Source organism: Lysinibacillus piscis, from assembly GCF_026012395.1.
Classification (GTDB): domain Bacteria; phylum Bacillota; class Bacilli; order Bacillales_A; family Planococcaceae; genus Lysinibacillus; species Lysinibacillus piscis.
Window position 1 is genome coordinate 734,379 of sequence record NZ_BRZA01000002.1, and the last position, 18,900, is coordinate 753,278.

15 protein-coding genes, 1 CRISPR repeat array and 1 other annotated feature (1 of these 17 cut by a window edge) are annotated in these 18,900 nt (G+C 37.9%); all 15 genes read left to right on the forward strand.

From position 1 onward, the window contains the following. Window positions 1–65: 65 nt before the first annotated feature. The 15 genes from OPF91_RS10195 (at window position 66) to cas2 (ending at window position 17,694) form a co-directional block, all read left to right on the forward strand. On the forward strand, window positions 66–1,103 hold the full coding sequence (locus OPF91_RS10195) for a lactonase family protein (protein ID WP_264988644.1): 1,038 nt from the start codon (window positions 66–68) through the stop codon (window positions 1,101–1,103). Between the two features lie 265 nt (window positions 1,104–1,368). Continuing rightward, on the forward strand, window positions 1,369–3,570 hold the full coding sequence (locus tag OPF91_RS10200; RefSeq protein WP_264988645.1) for a 5'-nucleotidase C-terminal domain-containing protein: 2,202 nt from the start codon (window positions 1,369–1,371) through the stop codon (window positions 3,568–3,570). A 262-nt stretch (window positions 3,571–3,832) separates the two neighbouring features. Next, window positions 3,833–5,401: a glycoside hydrolase family 10-like protein gene (locus OPF91_RS10205; RefSeq protein WP_264988646.1), complete on the forward strand. Its 1,569-nt coding sequence runs from the start codon at window positions 3,833–3,835 to the stop codon at window positions 5,399–5,401. Between the two features lie 153 nt (window positions 5,402–5,554). Then, window positions 5,555–5,771 (forward strand) — a binding site (T-box leader). A 101-nt stretch (window positions 5,772–5,872) separates the two neighbouring features. Continuing rightward, the gene (locus OPF91_RS10210) at window positions 5,873–6,040 is read left to right on the forward strand and encodes a hypothetical protein (RefSeq protein WP_264988647.1); all 168 of its coding nucleotides are present in this window, start codon (window positions 5,873–5,875) and stop codon (window positions 6,038–6,040) included. A gap of 190 nt (window positions 6,041–6,230) precedes the next feature. Next, window positions 6,231–7,664 (forward strand): proline--tRNA ligase, encoded by a 1,434-nt coding sequence (gene proS, locus OPF91_RS10215; protein WP_264988648.1) that lies wholly within the window; start codon window positions 6,231–6,233, stop codon window positions 7,662–7,664. A gap of 126 nt (window positions 7,665–7,790) precedes the next feature. Next, window positions 7,791–8,270, forward strand: coding sequence for a DUF2975 domain-containing protein (locus OPF91_RS10220; RefSeq protein ID WP_264988649.1), 480 nt, complete (start codon window positions 7,791–7,793; stop codon window positions 8,268–8,270). A 10-nt stretch (window positions 8,271–8,280) separates the two neighbouring features. After that, window positions 8,281–8,502 carry a helix-turn-helix domain-containing protein gene (locus OPF91_RS10225; RefSeq protein WP_264988650.1) on the forward strand — a complete coding sequence of 74 codons (222 nt, stop codon included), beginning with the start codon at window positions 8,281–8,283 and terminating at the stop codon, window positions 8,500–8,502. A gap of 3 nt (window positions 8,503–8,505) precedes the next feature. Continuing rightward, window positions 8,506–9,267, forward strand: a complete 762-nt coding sequence (locus tag OPF91_RS10230) for a DUF817 domain-containing protein (protein WP_264988651.1) — start codon at window positions 8,506–8,508, stop codon at window positions 9,265–9,267. 476 nt (window positions 9,268–9,743) lie between these two features. Then, window positions 9,744–12,218 (forward strand): CRISPR-associated helicase Cas3', encoded by a 2,475-nt coding sequence (gene cas3, locus OPF91_RS10235; protein ID WP_264988652.1) that lies wholly within the window; start codon window positions 9,744–9,746, stop codon window positions 12,216–12,218. A gap of 23 nt (window positions 12,219–12,241) precedes the next feature. Beyond that, window positions 12,242–12,958 carry a type I-C CRISPR-associated protein Cas5c gene (gene cas5c, locus OPF91_RS10240; protein ID WP_309297436.1) on the forward strand — a complete coding sequence of 239 codons (717 nt, stop codon included), beginning with the start codon at window positions 12,242–12,244 and terminating at the stop codon, window positions 12,956–12,958. Further along, on the forward strand, window positions 12,959–14,869 hold the full coding sequence (cas8c, locus tag OPF91_RS10245; protein ID WP_264988654.1) for a type I-C CRISPR-associated protein Cas8c/Csd1: 1,911 nt from the start codon (window positions 12,959–12,961) through the stop codon (window positions 14,867–14,869). 2 nt (window positions 14,870–14,871) lie between these two features. Next, the gene (gene cas7c / locus OPF91_RS10250; protein WP_264988655.1) at window positions 14,872–15,723 is read left to right on the forward strand and encodes a type I-C CRISPR-associated protein Cas7/Csd2; all 852 of its coding nucleotides are present in this window, start codon (window positions 14,872–14,874) and stop codon (window positions 15,721–15,723) included. After that, window positions 15,713–16,363 (forward strand): CRISPR-associated protein Cas4, encoded by a 651-nt coding sequence (gene cas4, locus OPF91_RS10255; RefSeq protein WP_264989141.1) that lies wholly within the window; start codon window positions 15,713–15,715, stop codon window positions 16,361–16,363. The genes cas7c and cas4 overlap by 11 nt, the downstream gene beginning before the upstream one ends. Next, window positions 16,363–17,394, forward strand: coding sequence for a type I-C CRISPR-associated endonuclease Cas1c (gene cas1c, locus OPF91_RS10260; RefSeq protein ID WP_264988656.1), 1,032 nt, complete (start codon window positions 16,363–16,365; stop codon window positions 17,392–17,394). The genes cas4 and cas1c overlap by 1 nt, the downstream gene beginning before the upstream one ends. Window positions 17,395–17,403: 9 nt before the next feature. Then, the gene (cas2, locus tag OPF91_RS10265; protein ID WP_264988657.1) at window positions 17,404–17,694 is read left to right on the forward strand and encodes a CRISPR-associated endonuclease Cas2; all 291 of its coding nucleotides are present in this window, start codon (window positions 17,404–17,406) and stop codon (window positions 17,692–17,694) included. Window positions 17,695–17,868: 174 nt separating this feature from the next. After that, window positions 17,869–18,900: a CRISPR direct-repeat array (repeat unit 33 nt; unit sequence GTCTCTCTCTTTATTGAGAGAGTGGATTGAAAT) (it continues 2,092 nt past the right edge of the window).

An 18,900-nucleotide genomic window follows, 5' to 3' on the forward strand; every position in this document is an offset into this window, starting at 1 on the left:
TATTTTTTCCTCATAAAGCTGTAAAATTCAGTATACGTTTAATTATGAAAGGGATGGTGGTTAGAATGTACAATACAGTTGATTTAGTAATTGGAACCTATCAAAAGTCAAATACGGCGGCACTAGAAATCATCACATTAGATACAGAGACACTAGCAATCCAGCAGAAGGTGGCAATGAAATCCATCGATTCTCCTTCGTTTGTGACTGTTTATCAATCCTATATTTTTGCTGTTAGTGAAGAAGAGGATGGTTCTGTATACAGTTATCGATATGATAAGGAGCAGCAGCAATTAATCGAGCTAAGTCGCCAATCTACTCACGGTGCTGCGCCTTGTTATGTCATCTATGACGCGGATAAAGGAGCGCTGTATGTAACCAATTATGTCTCTGGCTCAATAGCTGTTTTTAAGGTAAATGACAAATTTGAAATCCAGCCTTGTCAGCAGGTTATTCAGCATAAAGGAAGCAGTGTTAACCAAGTAAGACAAGAGGCGGCACATGCCCATTCCATTGAAATTTTACCTTTTGCCCTCAACTATAAAATCGTACAGGATTTAGGCTGTGATACAGTTTCTTTATACGGTACTGCTGAGGATGGGTCGCTAACATTGGTCAATACGCATCAAATGCCATTAGGAAGTGGACCTCGCCATGTAGCCTTTCATCAGGAGCATAGGCTAGTGTATGTATTAAGCGAATTAACGTCAACTATTGATGTATTGCAATTTGCTGAAGATGCACAAACATTCCATTTACTGCAAACCATTTCGACATTACCTGCTGATTTTTCAGGTGATAACACAGGGGCAGATATTCATGTATCGCCATCGGGCAAATATGTCTTGGCATCAAATCGTGGTCATGATAGTATTGCTGTCTTTACGATTGGTGAGCAGGGGCAATTAGCATGGCATGATTGTTTGCAGACAGGAGGAGCTACACCCCGCAACTTTGCTGTCATTTCCGATGAACTTATCGTAATGGGCAACCAAAATTCTGATCAATTAACATTTGCTAAAATGAATAATAAGGGTGAGTTGGCATTACAAAATGCAACGTATACGATTGAAAAACCTGTCTGTATAAAAGTAGTGAAATAAGATAGGGATTGACTAAGCAATGTGTCATGTATGGTGAGAAGTGGCTACTCATAATCTTTTTCTGAACAACCGTCTAATGTATGTAGATGGTTGTTTCGTTTGTATAGCACTAATTATTCCATTAGATTGCCAAATATAATAAATTTGCACTATTAAACCTTATTTCATCCATATTTTCAATTAAAAATATTATGTTGTGAAAAATAATTTGAAGTGCTAAACTAGTAAAATAAATTTTAAAATTTGGAAAAGGAGTTATGTGAAAATGAGGAAATTAAAACAAGCGATATCTATACTAAGTATTGCGGTATTGATTTTTGCCACAGGGATTTTCTTTACACAATCATCTGTTAGTGCACAAGAGGGCGATAAGGATATACATATTACACTTCTTGCGACATCCGATATTCATGGTCGCTCCATGCCGTGGGATTATGCGACAGATGGCGCTAATTTAACGGGAAGCTTGACGCAATTATATACGATTATTAAGAAGGTGCGTCAAGATAACCCAAATACAATCTTATTGGATAATGGTGATTTGATACAGGATAATTCGGCTGAATTGTTTAATGATCAACCAAAGTCTCCAATGACGGTTGCGATTAATGAAATGGGCTATGAGGCTTGGACATATGGTAATCATGAGTTCAATTTCGGCTTGGATGTACTAGATAAAGTATCTAGTCAATTCAACGGAGCAAGACTTGCTGGTAATGTTTACAAAGAAAACGGGGAGCGTTATTTACCAGCGTATACGATTATTGAGCGTGAAGGGGTTAAAATCGGTATCATCGGGATGGTAACGCCACTGATTACAGAGTATGAAAAAGGCACAGATCATTTAGATGGCTTAGTTGTTAAAAATCCAATCGAAGAAACGAAAAAAGCGGTAAAAGAATTAGAAGGTAAAGTAGATGTAATGGTTGGTCTTATGCATATGGGTCTGGAAAATGAAAACGGTAAACCAGGAACAGGTGTGAAGGAAATGGCGAATGCTATTCCAGAGCTAGCCGCTATTTTTGCAGGTCATAACCATGTACTAATTAATAAAGAAGAAGTGAATGGCATTGTTATTACAGAGCCTAATAAATACGGCTCACATATTTCACGAATTGATTTAACATTTACTCGTCAAGGCGAGCAAGTGACATTAAAAGCAAAAGACGCATCCACAATTCCAGTAAAAAATGCAGATGGCACATTTGTGGAATCGGATAAAGAATTGGAAGAAATCTTAAAGCCATATCATGAGTTTGCACGTGCAGATGCGAACATCGAAGTGGCACAGCTAAAAGGAACAGACCTTGTCCCTAAAAATGAAATGAAAGGTATTCCCACTGTACACATTCAAGAAACACCTTTGTCAGACTTCTTCCATGAGGTAATGCTTCATTATAGTAAGGCTGATGTAGTTGCACACCAAATTGATAATGATAAAGCCTCATTAAATGTAGGGCCTATTAAGAAAAAGGATATTGCCTATAATTATCAATTTGCTGGCGGAGAAGTATCTGTCTATGAAGTAACAGGCAAAGATTTAAAGGATTATATGGAATGGGCTGTTGGTTATTTTAATAGCACACGTGATGGAGATGTGACAGTTAGCTTCGATAAAACACGACGTGCCTCTAAATATAGTACGAATGATTATTTTGGTAATGTAAAGTATGATATTGATTTAACAGAGCAGCCTGGCAATAGAATTAAAAATCTTCGCAAATTAGATGGTACACCAATTAAAATGGAAGACAACTTAAAGCTTGGTATGAACGCATATAGAATGGACTTCCTTGTGTCAAAAGGGCAAGCACTTGAAGGACGTAAATTTAATATGATTTGGTCCTCTAAAGAAGAAAGTGCGTATGGAGAAACAGGAGGCACAATCCGTAATCTATCTATTCGCTACTTGAAAGAAGAAATGAATGGTGTGTATGAGCCTATTATCCAAAATAACTGGAAAATTGTTGGTGTTGATACAACATCACCTGCTCGTGCGGCTGTTGTGGAGTTAATTAATCAAGGTATTTTAACTGTTCCTACAACAGAAGATGGAAAATATACAAATATTGCTTCGATTAATGTAAAAGATGCGATCACAAAAGAAGAGATTGAAAAATTAGCAACAAAAGCGAATGTAGAGGCAAGTCAATTTGCTGAAGCAAAAACGACAGGAGAATTTTATCAGCAACTAGTAAAAGTGTTGAATACTCCTGAAGCAGAGCAGGAACAAGAAACAGAGAAACCGAAGTCGACTGGTATTCACTTCGAGTTATCAAAAGGCATCGTCACTGCCAATTCTGTAAATGTCCGTTCTACGTCATCAAACGAAGGTCAGCTATATGGAACGCTTTCTAAAAACACGGAAATAACGATTTTAGGATTCCAAAAAGGCTGGTATAAAATTTCGTATAAAGGTAAATTCGGCTATATTCATAGTAACTATGTAAACATTAGCGATAAGTAATAATAGGAGAAGCAACCAGTAAAATGGCTTGCTTCTTTTTCATTTTTATGAGCGTGTGCGTCTAGTAGGTAATAAAAGAATCTTAGTGTTATTGCTTGCATGGAACCATTTTACAAGTAATGTTGTTTTATAGTATAGGCTCTTCTTTCATGACAAGAAACTGTATGGATGATGTGATGGAGCTTGGATATGCATTGAGTGTATGGCATCCCTGTCGTATACTAGAATAGGAAAATAGGAAATTGGAGGCATTAGTAGAAACATGATGAAGAAAAATAGTGTGTGGAAGATGATTAGTTTAATGGTTATCGTGTTTGCTTTGAGTGTCTCAAGCATTCCTATGCAAACAGAGGCAGCTAGCACGACACAGCCGAAAAGAGAAATGCGGGCGGCATGGATTCCGACCGTGCTCAATTTGGATATGAAAGCAGGTATGAATCAGGAGCAATACACAACATGGGCACGCCAAACATTGGATAAACTGAAAGCAAGCAAGTTTAATGCAGTGATTTTTCAAGTACGACCAACAAGTGATGCCCTGTATCCATCTACATTAGCTCCGTGGTCTGCCTATATTACAGGGAAGGCACAAGGAACAAACCCTGGCTATGACCCACTTGCGATTATGGTAGAGGAAACACATAAGCGAGGGATGGAATTACATGCTTGGATGAATCCATACCGTATCACAATGGCAGGACAAGCACTAACAAGTTTGTCGGCTGATAATGCGGCGAAAAAACATCCAGATTGGGTTGTGAAATATGGTAAACAGTATTATTTCAACCCAGGCTTACCAGAAGTACAAAACTATTTAATTGATACAGTGAAAGAGCTTGTAGCCAATTATGATATTGATGCAGTGCATATGGATGATTATTTCTATCCATACAAAATTGCGAAAGAAGCCTTTCCAGACCAAGCTGCTTATAAAAAATATGGTACGTCCTTTAAAAAGGTGGAAGATTGGCGACGTGATAATGTCAATCAATTGGTGAAAAATTTGTATACCGCAATTAAAGAAACAAAGCCACATGTACAATTTGGTATTTCACCATTTGGCGTTTGGCGCAATAAATCAATGGATGCAACAGGCAGTGATACACGTGCAGGTGTCAATAACTATGATGATTTATATGCAGATACAAGAGCATGGATTAAAGCAGGAACAATTGATTATATTGCCCCACAAATCTATTGGTCACGCACATTAGCTGTAGCGAAATATGGTACATTGCTTGATTGGTGGAGCCGTGAAGTGCAAACCTATGCACAGACACATCCTGTCAATCTCTATATTGGGCTTGCCGATTACAAGGTAGGAGCAGATAGTGATACAGCATGGAAGGATAAAATGGAGCTACCAAATCAAATTATAGCCAATCGTGTAGCACAAGCAGCTGCAAAAGGGCAAATGCATTTCTCGTTAAAAAATATTCAAAGTAATAAGCTAGGCTATGCAACGATTGTGGAGCAACAATTGTATAACTATACAGCACTGACACCAGATACATCTTGGGATGATTCAACAGTGCCAGCTATGCCAACTGTTGTACAGGTGACAAAAGAAACAGCTGGTCGTAAAATTAATATTACAGACGAAAATCGCACACAGCCACGCAAATATGTTATTTATCGCTTTAATGGTCTTCAAGAAGGCTCCTATGAAGATCCACAAAATATTGTGGATGTTGTATACAATACGAATGGCAACACAGTATTTGTAGATAAAACGGCTTTTACTAAACGCGCTTACACATACGGCATCAAAGCTGTCTCTGCTATGGGTGTAGAAAGCACAGACACATTTGTCGTGACAGCAGGCGAATAGAAATAACGAATAAAGTCGATGCGATTCTTTTTTTAGAGGATGCATTGGCTTTTTTGTATGGTACAGGTTTAAATAAATCAAGGTATGTTAAATGGTCATTGAATTTATGTATGCTGTTTGTTATGATGGAAAGCATATATCAAGTGAAGTAGCCAAAATTCATGGATGTGGCTAAGTAAATAAAGAATTGTGAGACAGAAAATATAGCAATAGCTGAGAGCTATATCACCGCTTCTTTATTGAACCCTACCACGGAGAAATTATGCAAACATAATCGGCTCGTTACCGTTATCCAACGTGAGAGGGCTTTAAGCAATTAAAGCTGAAAATAGGTGGTACCACGTTTGCTAAGCACAAAGACGTCCTAACAAGGATAACTTTGTGCTTTTTATCTTGATTCAGCAAATGGTTTTTGTATCGAAAGTGAAGCGTCAGATACAGAAGACCCCTTCCTCTACAGGGAGGGGATGAATGCCGATGTTTACTTCCATTCAGTGGGTGTCCAAACGCCCTCTGAATCAAGATAAAGCCCCGGCGGATGTTGTACCTGACGCTAATGCTTTCGGTACAGAAAAACAGGTGCTGACGCTGCGTTTCACTCCGCTTTCGCACAGAAAAACCGTGTGTCATGGATTTTGAGGGTCTACACGATGTAGGTCAGTTAATGTTTTCTGTACGAAAGCGTAGTACAACGCAGTGACAGTAACAAGCCGTTGTCACAGGATGTGATGCTTTTAGGCTAACATCCTTTATACGAGTGAACTCGGAAAAATCCAGACGCAATTACGCTGGAGCGTAATTGATTTTGTTCAAAAGGAGTGGATTGTCAATGTATCAAGAAAATGAATTTACAAAATGGTATTTAAAAACAATTCAAGATGCGGAGTTAATGGATTATACACCTGTACGAGGCTGTATTACGTTTCGACCAGATGGTTATGAAATTTGGGAGCATATTCAAGCAGCGATGGACCAGCGTTTTAAAGAGACAGGACATCGCAATGCCTATTTCCCAATGCTTATTCCTGAATCTTTTTTCCAAAAAGAGAAAGAGCATATTGAAGGCTTTGCACCTGAGCTACCATGGGTGACAGAGGCAGCAGGTGAGCCATTAGAGGAGCGTCTAGCATTACGACCAACCTCTGAGACAATGATTGGTCATTTGTATGCCAAATGGGTGAACAGCTATCGTGATTTGCCACTACTACTGAATCAATGGGCGAATGTGTTTCGTTGGGAAAAGAAAACATTACCGTTTATCCGTACCTCTGAATTTTTATGGCAGGAGGGACATACTGCACATGAAAATGAAGAAGAGGCACGTCATGAAACGATGCAAATGCTGGCTATTTATAAAGAGGTCGTGGAAAATATTTTAGCTATTCCTGTTTATGGTGGTACAAAAACCGAATCAGAGCGTTTTGCAGGTGCTGTGGATACATTTTCAATTGAAGCAATGATGAGAGATGGCAAGGCTGTGCAAGCGGGGACATCCCATTATTTAGGCACAAAGTTTGCAGAGGCCTTCGATATTAAGTATTTAAATAGAAATAACGAGCATACACATGTGCATACAACATCATGGGGTACATCCACACGACTGATTGGCTCTGTTATTATGGTGCATGGTGATGATAAGGGCTTAGTGCTACCACCGAAAATTGCGCCAACACAGGTTGTTTTAATACCAGTGGGGCCGTTTAAAAAGCATCCAGAGATTGTCGCAAAGCTAGAGCAGCTTCAAAAGGATTTAAAGGCAAAAGGGATTCGTGTGAGATTGGATGATACGGATCAAACAGCAGGCTTTAAATTTAATAAATGGGAGCAAAAAGGGGCGGCACTGCGTATTGAGCTAGGACCACGTGATTACGAAAATCAGCAGGCTATCGTCAAGGCTCGTGATGAGGATGACAAGCAAACAGTGAATTTGGAACAGTTAGTCACAGTAGTCGAGGAGGAGCTTGCACATATGCAACAACGTCTTCTTACAAAAGCACGTCAATTTAGAGATGCTAATGCCCATGTGACAATTGATTCCTTGGCACAGCTACAGCAGCATATTGAAGCAAGTAAAGCAGCAGGCACAATTCCAGGCTGGGTATTAGCAGGCTGGTGTGGCAGTGCAGATTGTGAGAAAAAGGTAAAGGAAGAAACGAAATTTACCACACGTAATATTCCGTTCCAGCCACCTGTTCAAAAATCGACCTGCATTTGCTGTGAGCAAGAGGCACAACATACGGTTTGGTTTGCTAGAGCCTATTAAAAATTCATATGACAAAGCATTTCTTGATTTTAGAGAAATGCTTTTTTGTTTTTCGATGTTTATTTGTTGAAAAACGATAAATGAGATGTTATATTTAGAACAAATATTTAGAAGTGAGGTGCTTGTATGAAACGAGAAACACTTTTTTTGAAAATCGTTGTGATGTTAATGGGTCTACCTGTGTTAGCCATCTGTATATTTGTTTTACCAAAAGTCATTATTTCTACTATTAATAATGAAATTTCAATCGCATATGCCTATTACATTGTTGTTGGTTGCTTGTACGCAACAGCCTGTATGTACTTCGTTGCACTTTATCAAACACATAAACTGCTAAGCTATATTGATCGAAATATCGCATTTTCAGAGCTGTCTGTCCAAGCCATTAAACGCATCAAGCAGTGTGCGTTGTTGATTAGTGGCGTATATGTGGTAAGCCTGCCCTTTTTATTCTTGATTGCAGATGACGATGATGCGCCAGGTCTTATTTTATACGGTGTGTTGATTGGAGGCGCGGCGCTGGCAGTAGCAGTCTTTGCGGCAGTGCTACAAAAACTATTAAACAATGCCATTGCAATCCAATCTGAAAATGACTTAACGATTTGAGGTGAATTTGATGGCAATAATTATTCATATTGACGTAATGCTAGCAAAACGAAAAATGAGTGTCACAGAATTAACAGAGCGTGTAGGAATTACAATGGCGAATTTATCTATTTTAAAAAATGGCAAAGCAAAGGCAATTCGTTTTTCTACACTGGAAGCCATCTGCAAAGCATTAGACTGCCAGCCTGGTGATATTTTGGAATATAGAGATGATGAGCAGACAGAGGGATAAAAAATGAACGCATTCAGACAGCTTATCCGTTTTGGCTGGCAGCAAGCACTATCTTGTCTCTTTCCAGTAGTGATTTTTACTTCCTTAGCCATAACAAAATTCATTCCATTACCATTGTTGCCCCGCTACGATTGGCTGCTCATCATCTGCCTCGTCATGCAGTGGTGGATGATGCGTTCAGGACTTGAAACAAAGGATGAGCTGAAGGTCATTACATTGTTTCACCTAATTGGGCTAGCACTCGAAGTATTTAAAGTACATATGGGCTCTTGGTCATACCCAGAGGCAGGCTATTTCAAACTTTTTGGCGTTCCTTTATATAGTGGTTTTATGTACGCCAGTGTCGCTAGCTATCTTTGCCAAGCATGGCGGCGTTTGAATGTCGAGCTGGTGAACTGGCCCCCATTTTGGCTCGTTGTCACACTCGCAACAGCCATTTACTTGAACTTCTTTACCCATCATTTTTGGATTGACGTACGCTGGTGGTTATCCGTTGGTGTCATTATCATCTTTTGGCGCACATGGGTGAGTTATGAGGTGGGTGACAGGCGTTATCGTATGCCTCTTGCCCTATCCTTTGTGTTAATCGGCTTTTTTATCTGGATTGCCGAAAATATCGCCACGTTCTTTGGCGCTTGGCAATATCCTAATCAAACAGCAACGTGGAGCTTGGTGCATGTAGGGAAGGTAAGCTCTTGGTTGTTGCTGGTGATTGTGAGCTTTTTGATTGTGGCGGTTTTGAAGCGGGTGAAAGGGCAACAATAAATCAAATAATTAAGTAGAAATCCTCCAGTGTTTTAATAAACTGGAGGATTTCTATGCATATCAATACAAATGCATATGTCATAGCGTTCTAATTAATTTCAATCCACGTAATAAATTATTACGACATGTTTAGAATAACACAATGAGTAAGAGAATAAAAATTGAAATTTGATTAGATAAATTAAAATATTATATTATTCTAATTAGAACTATATGAAAATATGACATTAAAAATGACATATTTTCATATATAATATTGATTTTTCTGAAAATTAATGGTATCTTATAGTTAAATATAGTAAATAACGGATAGTAATTTCAAATTGACTACTTATTTGATGGAATTTCAGAAATAAGTATATTGCAAATACAAAAGTAGAAGTAGTGAAAAAAGATTAATTACTAGGCTAGATTATTGTGAAAGAACCATCAAGCTTTTTTACAATATGAAAAAATAAAGAAAGGGTGTTTACATGATGAGCTCCATCGCACACATTAGGAAATTAGATGGACAAGTTCAACCTCTTCCCATCCACCTAAAAGAAACACAAAAAATAGCAGAAGATATTGGTAGAAAATTAGGTATTCCACATATAACAGGACTTGCTGCATTACTACATGATATGGGGAAATATAGTGATGAATTTCAGGACTACATAAAAGAAGCCTATGAAAATCCATCGCAACCACCGAAACGAGGGAGTGTCAATCATTCGACAGCGGGGGGACGTTTTTTGATGGTACATTATCATGCCAAGATGAAGCCATTGGTTGAGTGTGTAGCAAATGTGATTTATGGACATCATGGGCAATTATTAGATATGGTAAATATGGAGGGTGAGTCGCCATTTGCTAATCGTCAAACACCTAAAAAACCGATTGATTTTGCTGTGATTGAGGAACGCTTTTTTAGTGAAGTTTGTACGCGTGAGGAGCTAGAGGCTTATATTGCACAGGCATATCAGGAGTTCATGGCATTTATTAAGCCGTATCAACAAAAGACGATGCAAACGATGATGACTGTGTTGAATGGCTTGACAGCACAATCAGAGCGAGTGGCGTATCAACAAAAGATGAAGCTTGCCATTTATGAAGCTCCTCGACCTGCCATTACTTTGTTAACAAAAATGGTTTTCAGTGCCTTGATAGATGCAGATCGCACGAATTCGCGAAATTTTGATGAGCAAGTGAACGACGAGGTATCTCCTCCAGCAACAACCGAACTCTATCACCAATTTTTACAGCGACTAGAGGGGCAACTTGTTGACATACAACAGAAAGCCCCAGCGAATGACATTACGAAGTTGCGCCAACAAATGTCTGATAATTGTTTGGATAAAGCTACTTTGCCTACTGGTATTTATACATTGTCGATTCCAACAGGCGGTGGGAAAACGTTAGCGAGTTTGCGTTTTGCGCTAAAGCATGCACTGGAACATGGCAAGGAGCGGATTATTTATATTGTGCCTTATACAACCATTATTGAACAAAATGCACAAGAAGTAAGAAAGATTTTACAGGTGGATAAATATGTTTTAGAACATCATAGCAATGTATTAGAAGAAGCAACCGTAGATGAGGACAAGCCATTATCTTATGATGAATTAGAGAAAAGGCGTAAGCTAGCGAATGCTAAGGATAATTGGGATATTCCAATTGTGTTTACAACGATGGTGCAGTATTTGGATACATTTTATAGTGGTAAATCTCGCAATGAAAGACGGTTACATAATTTGAGTAATGCCATTGTTATTTTTGATGAAGTGCAGTCTGTGCCGATTACTTGTGTTTCTCTATTTAACCAAACATTGAATTTTTTAAGTAAAAGCTGTCATACAACGATTTTGCTTTGTACAGCAACGCAACCAGCACTGGAATATGTGAAGCATGGGATTGCGGTGGACGGTGAACTGATTGACAACTTACCAGCCATTGCAAGTGCGTTTAAACGAACAAAACTTGTACCATTAATCAAAAAAGAAGGTTGGTTTACAGCGGATATTCGCCAATTTGTTCAGGACAAACTTGATTCTGTACAAAATATATTGATTATTTTGAATAATAAGCGTGTAGTGAAGGCTTTATATGAGGAGCTTAAAGGTGATGGTATCTATCATTTAAGTACAGGGATGTGTGTGGCACATCGTAAAGAAATTTTACGAGAAATAAGGTGCAAGTTGAAAGCGAAGAAACGTGTTGTTTGTATTAGTACGCAGTTGATGGAAGCTGGTGTGGATATTAGTTTCCAATGTGTTATTCGTTCATTGGCTGGACTTGATTCAATTGCGCAGGCGGCGGGTCGTTGTAATCGGCATGGAGAAGTGGCATTGCGAGAGGTGTATTTGATTAACCATGCAGAAGAATCATTGAAATGGCTGATGACGATTGATAAAGGCAAGGATTGTACGAATTTATTGTTACGTGATGTGGCAGAAGATGACACACGTTATGGTGGTGATTTATTAGCGGCACAGGCGATGACCTATTATTTCCGTTTATTTTATGAGCATTTGGCAGGTATGTTGAATTATCCATTAAAAGGGATTTCACTGTCAATGTACGATATTTTATTTACACAAAACAGTGTGTTATGGAAGGAATTTAATGGAGATTTTTGGTTGAAGGCTAGTTTTAAAACAGCGGCACAGCATTTTGAAGTGATTGAAGCGAATACACAGACTGTGCTTGTCCCTTATGGCAAGGGAAGAGATTTAATTACGCAACTATTAGCTGGAGACCGTATTACTGATTTGTCCTTCTTTTTAAAGCAGTTACAACAGTATAGTGTCAATGTATTTAAATATGAATTAAATGCACTATGTGAAAATGGATTGATTGACATCTTTGACTTTGGTTTTACAAAAGTCTATATAGCGAAAGACACAGCTTATGATGATGCGTATGGGTTAAGTGTAGAGGGTGAGGCAGCGATGGCAAATTTACTGATGTGAAGGGAGGTGAGAGAATGACAAAGGTGCGTAATCAAATTGAATATGAGGTGTTTGGGGACTATGCTTTATTTACAGACCCATTGATGAAGTTAGGTGGGGAGAAAATGACGACACAAATTCCTTCATACTCGGCATTAAAGGGTATTACAGAATCAATCTACTGGAAACCGAGCATTATTTGGGTGATTGATGAGGTGCGTGTGATGAAGCCAATTCGCATGGAATCAAAAGGGGTACGCCCGATTGAAATGAGTGGTGGCAATACATTGGCGAATTACAGTTATTTGCGTAATGTGAAGTATCAAGTGCGAGCACATTTTATTTTCAATGAAAACCGTCCTGATTTACAGGTAGATTTTGATGAACATAAGCATCATAATATTGCGAAACGTTGCGTTGAAAAAGGTGGGCGACGTGATATTTTCCTAGGAACACGTGAATGTCAAGGGTATGTAATGCCATGTGTTTTTGGAGAAGGTGATGGCTTTTACGATAAAATTGATGAAATGCACTTTGGTACGATGGTACATGGTATTAATTATCCAGATGAAACAGGTCGAAGTATGTTGGAAACGAGGCTGTGGCAACCGAAAATGACCTATGGCAAAATTCAATTTATCCGTCCAGAAGAATGTACACTTGTCAGACCGCTTTACGAAATGGAAGCAAAATCATTCCAAATTGGGCAATCAATGCAGTCTGTTGCTGATTTATATGATGAATTGGAAGGAGGCGAGTAGATGAATTATTTGCAGGCATTGTATGAAACCTATGAAAATAGCATAAATGAAGTAGGAAAAGTTGTCGAAAAGCCAACAAAGGATGGGAAAATGGTGGAATATATGTTGCTACCGATTTCCCATACAACCCAAACAGCGCATATTGAAGTGACAGTGAATTTGGCAGGGGAATTCCTGCAAGCACGAGTTATTGACAAAGTGAATACGATATTACCTTTTACAGAGGAATCGGGTAGTCGGGCGGGTAAAAAGTTTGCACCTCATGTTTTACACGATAAATTAATGTATGTAGCGGGCGATTATTGTCAATATACAGGAGAAGATGACAAAACAGAAGCCTTTCATAAATATATCGAGCAATTGGGTGATTGGTGTACATCGCCTTATACGCATTCACATGTTGAGGCAATTTATAGCTATGTAAAGCAAGGCACGGTAATAAAAGATTTAGTACAGGCTGGGGTTTTGCATGTTGATGGACAAAATCGTCTGTTAAAGCAATGGAAAAATACTGAACAAGAGCGACCAAAAATTTTTTCTATTTTAACAGGGGAACAAGCAAGTGCATTTATTCGATTTACTATTCATGAACCAGAACAGATTTTGCCAGCAATTTGGCGCAATGAAGAAATTTTTAATGCGTATATTGATTACTACAATACGAAGTTAAAAGAGAAAGATATTTGCTATGTATCAGGTGAACGTTCTCCAATGATTGAGCGGCATCCCAATAAATTGCGCAATTCAGGAGATAAAGCAAAATTAATTTCAGCCAATGATAGTACAGGCTACACATATCGGGGACGTTTTAAGGATAGCTTACAAGCAGCTAATATTAGTTACGACGTATCCCAAAAAGCACATAATGCCTTGAAATGGCTCATTGAACGTCAAGGTAAACAAATAGATGGGCGTGTCTTTCTTGTTTGGGGTTCAACCTATATTGATATGTTTTCTGCTACAGAAGATTTATTTGAACAAGAGATTGATTTTGAAGCGTTCATGCAGGAAACAGCTATAGAAGATGATGAACATGTTGAAACAAGGGAAATGATGGCGAAGAAATATAGCGGTTTATTAGTAGGCGTGCAAAAAAAGATGTCGTTTGAGCAACTAGCCAATGAAAAAGTGTTTGTGTTGACGTTAGATGCAGCTACACCAGGACGGATGGCAGTATTGTATTATCGAGATTTTCAAATACAGACATACTTTGACCGTTTACGTAGATGGCATCGTGAAACAAGCTGGCGTCAAGTGCGTAAAAAGGGCGATGAGTGGAAAGAGTTTTATGGCTCACCATCATTTTATACCATCGCGCACGCAGCTTTTGGACCAAGACCGAATGATAAAGTAGTGAAAGGTGTAATGGAGCGTTTATTACCATGTGTATTAGATGGAAGAAATGTGCCGTTAGATATTACACGTAGCGCAATTATTCGTGCTTCTAATCCACAATTTTACGATCAAAAATGGGAATGGGAGCAAGTGTTGACTGTTGCTTGTGCATTGGTAAGAAAGCATTTTATAAAGGAGGGATGGCATGTGGCATTAAATACAGAAACAACCAATCGAGACTATTTATTTGGCCGACTATTAGCAGTAGCAGATGTGTTGGAAAGAAGTGCTTTAGGTGCAGAAGAAAATCGTGCAACGAATGCACTGCGTTATATGAACATGTTTCAAAGTAATCCACAAAGAACTTGGAGTACTATTCAACGTAATTTACAGCCATATCAAATGAAATTGCGTGAAAAAGGTATTCGTTATTCCAAACTAATTGATGAAATTGCTTCCAAATTTGAGTTGGAGGACTTTAACAATAAGCCGTTGAGTGGAAAATATTTATTAGGCTACTACAGTCAACGACAAGATTTATATACAAAAAAAGAGCATAAAGAGGGAGCGGAATAATCATGACTATTTTAGATCATAAAATTGATTTTGCTGTTATTTTTTCAGTTCATAATGCCAATCCAAATGGAGATCCTTTGAATGGCAATCGTCCACGCCAAAATTTTGATGGTTATGGGGAAGTATCCGATGTTTGTATTAAACGAAAGTTACGTAATCGTTTGCAGGATTTAGGTGAGGCGATTTTTGTACAATCAGATGATCGTGCAACAGATGGCTTTAAAAGTTTAAATGATCGCGCTGATGATATACCAGAGTTAAAAAAGATTAAAGCAGATAAAAAGGGTGGAGATGCAGATATTTTTGCAACAATTGCGGCTAATACTTGGTATGATGTACGCGCATTTGGCCAAGTTTTTGCTTTTAAAGGTAGTAATTTATCTGTAGGTGTGCGTGGTCCTGTGTCCATCCATCCGGCAATCAGTGTACAGCCGATTGATATTACAAGTATCCAAATTACGAAAAGCGTCAATTCAGTGACAGGTGACAAAAAAGGCTCTGACACAATGGGAATGAAACATCGTGTAGATTTTGGTGTATATAAATTTGTAGGTAGTATCAATACACAGCTTGCTGAAAAAACAGGTTTTACAAGAGAAGATGCAGAAAAATTAAAAGAAGCGCTTGTTTCTTTATTTGAGAATGATGCATCATCAGCCCGCCCAGAGGGGTCACTAGAAGTACATAAGGTGATTTGGTGGGAGCATGATTCAAAGCTTGGTCAATATTCCTCTGCTAAGGTGCACCGTTCGTTAAAAGTTGAAATACCAGAAGATGCTCATGAATTTTACGAAGAATTTATTCAAATGACACCTTTAGAGGGGTTGAAAGTATATGAGTTGGATGGAAAATAATGAAGATAATTATTTAATGTTATCGGGCATTCAACATTTTCGTTTTTGTCAAAGACAATGGGCACTTATTCATATCGAGCAACAATGGGCAGAAAATGTAAGAACGATAGAAGGGCAGTATATTCATCAAAAAGCAGACCAGCCTTTTATTCGTGAAAAACGTGGCAATAAATTAATCGTGAGAGCGATGCCTATTCGCTCTCACGAGTTAAAAACAACAGGTATTTGTGATGTTGTAGAATTTATACAAGATCAAGATGGCATTGAGCTGATGGGGGAATTGGGAAAATATCTACCAGTGCCTATCGAATATAAACGTGGTAAACCAAAAGTAGGACAGGAAGATATTGTACAGCTTGTTGCTCAAGCCATGTGCTTAGAGGAAATGTTTGTTTGTGAAGTACCAAAAGCCTATTTATTTTATGATGAAATCAAGCGACGTGAAGAAGTAATCATTACAGAGCAGTTAAAGGATGAAGTAAGATTGATTTTTAAACAAATGTACAATTACTATAATCGTCGCCACACACCGAAAGTAAGAATTGGAAAGCACTGTAAAAGTTGTTCTTTAGAAAATATATGCTTACCGACATTGGTTAATTCAACACCTGTACGTCAATACATGAAGGGGTTTTTGTAATGAGAAAACTATTAAATACATTATTTATTACAACACCTGATATTTATTTAACATTAAAGGGCGAAACAGTGATTGTAACACATGATGAGCAGCAGCTAGGACGAATTCCACTGCACAATTTAGAGGCTATATGTACATTTGGCTATGCAGGAGCGAGTCCAAGCTTAATGCATGCCTGTGCAGAACGTAATATTTCTCTTACGTTTTTATCAAGAAGCGGTAGGTTTTTAGCAAGAGTGGTAGGTGAATCTAAAGGTAATGTTGTACTACGCAAAACACAATATCGTCTATCTGAAAGTGTAGAAGAAAGTGCAAAAATTGCACGAAATTTTATTTTTGCTAAAGTAGCGAATCAAAAATGGATTTTGGAGCGTATGACACGAGATTATCCATTGCGTATTGATGTACCAGCTTTTAAAAAGATATCGGCTACATTAAGTGACTATTTAAAGGAAATTTTAGAAACAGAAGATTTAGATGTTTTACGTGGCTTGGAGGGACAGGCAGCCAATCATTATTTTAAATGCTTTGATCAAATGATTTTACAGCAGAAGGAGTCTTTCTATTTTAAGACAAGAAATCGTAGACCGCCAACGGATAATGTCAATGCCTTACTATCTTTCACCTATACATTACTTGCAAAAGATGTTAGTGCAGCACTTGAAAATGTAGGATTAGATGCCTATGTTGGCTATTTACATCGAGATCGACCAGGTAGAGCTTCTTTAGCATTAGATGTGATGGAAGAATTAAGAGGAGTGGTAGCAGATCGCTTTGTTTTGAAATTAATCAATAAAAAAATTGTAACAGCTAAAGATTTTATTCAAAAGGAAAATGGTGCTGTGTTGTTGACAGAGGATGGTCGAAAGAAGTTTATACAAGCATGGCAAGAGCGAAAACAGGAGACATTAACACATCCATTCTTGAAAGAGAAAATTAATTGGGGTCTTGTGCCACATGCACAGGCAATGTTATTAGCACGCTATTTACGTGGAGATTTAGAGGAATACCCACCATTTTTATGGAAATGAGGGATACATGTGCTGGTTTTAGTCACATATGATGTTGCAACAAAATCTGCTTCAGGTCAAAAGCGGCTAAGAAAAGTAGCGAAAATTTGTGAAAATTATGGTTTGCGTGTTCAAAATTCCGTTTTTGAATGTATAGTAGATGCCACTCAATTTAAACAATTAAAGTTGCAATTAACGGATATTATTGATGAAGAAATGGATAGTTTGCGTTTCTATCAATTAGGAAATCAATATAAGTCAAAGGTAGAGCATATTGGTGCTAAAGAGAGTTTTAATGTAGAAGAAACCTTGATTTTATAGTTAGAAAAATAGTTGGTGCGAATGTGAAGCGAACATGATTTTCTAGGGGGATTCGCACCAACAAAGTTGAGGATATTCCATTGGAATGGAATATTGAATAGGATAATATAATCTATAGATTTATTTTTTTAGTGAAAAACGACGATAATTATTATTTTTCGCTCATTTTTCACCGTCTCTCTCTTTATTGAGAGAGTGGATTGAAATTATAATAAATAAAAACAAACGTTCTTTTTGAGAGGTCTCTCTCTTTATTGAGAGAGTGGATTGAAATATTTATGCGTAATTTGAACAAAGTGAACAAGACGGTCTCTCTCTTTATTGAGAGAGTGGATTGAAATTCGCTGTTGTGGCAAGATACGGAAGATGTTTACCGTCTCTCTCTTTATTGAGAGAGTGGATTGAAATGTCCTCTAAACGCCTTGTCTGGTCATGCAATACTCGTCTCTCTCTTTATTGAGAGAGTGGATTGAAATTATAATAAATAAAAACAAACGTTCTTTTTGAGAGGTGTCTCTCTCTTTATTGAGAGAGTGGATTGAAATACTAGTGATATTTTACATACTCTAAAATCATATCTGTCTCTCTCTTTATTGAGAGAGTGGATTGAAATGCATCGGCGCCGAATTTTTCTTTTGCCCTGGCAGACGTCTCTCTCTTTATTGAGAGAGTGGATTGAAATCAATCAATAGGGGAAGTTATTACAGCTGATGTTGTCTCTCTCTTTATTGAGAGAGTGGATTGAAATATTACATTGCTCGACTGCCTTGTCGATGATGTCGTCTCTCTCTTTATTGAGAGAGTGGATTGAAATCTTTTAGAAAGTAATGATGAAAAAGCTATTGAGAGTCTCTCTCTTTATTGAGAGAGTGGATTGAAATTAAATCAAAATGCTGACACCATTGATGCTGAACTGTCTCTCTCTTTATTGAGAGAGTGGATTGAAATCCCAAAACTATTGACATATACACTAACCTATGGTGTCTCTCTCTTTATTGAGAGAGTGGATTGAAATATTGGCAGACTTAACAAACATATCGGAACGTGACAGTCTCTCTCTTTATTGAGAGAGTGGATTGAAATAATTTGTAGCCATAACTGGTCAATGACGTCGAACGTCTCTCTCTTTATTGAGAGAGTGGATTGAAATGAGCGCTATTAAAAAAAGCGCGTAATGCTAAAATGTCTCTCTCTTTATTGAGAGAG

Bases quoted from the DNA above. Each gene is read 5' to 3' on its own strand.
- OPF91_RS10200 (WP_264988645.1), top strand. From the start codon at position 1,369: ATGAGGAAATTAAAACAAGCGATATCTATACTAAGTATTGCGGTATTG.
- cas8c (WP_264988654.1), top strand. From the start codon at position 12,959: ATGAATTATTTGCAGGCATTGTATGAAACCTATGAAAATAGCATAAAT.
- OPF91_RS10220 (WP_264988649.1), top strand. From the start codon at position 7,791: ATGAAACGAGAAACACTTTTTTTGAAAATCGTTGTGATGTTAATGGGT.
- OPF91_RS10225 (WP_264988650.1), top strand. From the start codon at position 8,281: ATGGCAATAATTATTCATATTGACGTAATGCTAGCAAAACGAAAAATG.
- OPF91_RS10230 (WP_264988651.1), top strand. From the start codon at position 8,506: ATGAACGCATTCAGACAGCTTATCCGTTTTGGCTGGCAGCAAGCACTA.
- cas3 (WP_264988652.1), top strand. From the start codon at position 9,744: ATGAGCTCCATCGCACACATTAGGAAATTAGATGGACAAGTTCAACCT.
- OPF91_RS10195 (WP_264988644.1), top strand. From the start codon at position 66: ATGTACAATACAGTTGATTTAGTAATTGGAACCTATCAAAAGTCAAAT.
- cas4 (WP_264989141.1), top strand. From the start codon at position 15,713: ATGGAAAATAATGAAGATAATTATTTAATGTTATCGGGCATTCAACAT.
- cas1c (WP_264988656.1), top strand. From the start codon at position 16,363: ATGAGAAAACTATTAAATACATTATTTATTACAACACCTGATATTTAT.
- OPF91_RS10210 (WP_264988647.1), top strand. From the start codon at position 5,873: ATGCCGATGTTTACTTCCATTCAGTGGGTGTCCAAACGCCCTCTGAAT.
- OPF91_RS10205 (WP_264988646.1), top strand. From the start codon at position 3,833: ATGATGAAGAAAAATAGTGTGTGGAAGATGATTAGTTTAATGGTTATC.
- cas7c (WP_264988655.1), top strand. From the start codon at position 14,872: ATGACTATTTTAGATCATAAAATTGATTTTGCTGTTATTTTTTCAGTT.
- proS (WP_264988648.1), top strand. From the start codon at position 6,231: ATGTATCAAGAAAATGAATTTACAAAATGGTATTTAAAAACAATTCAA.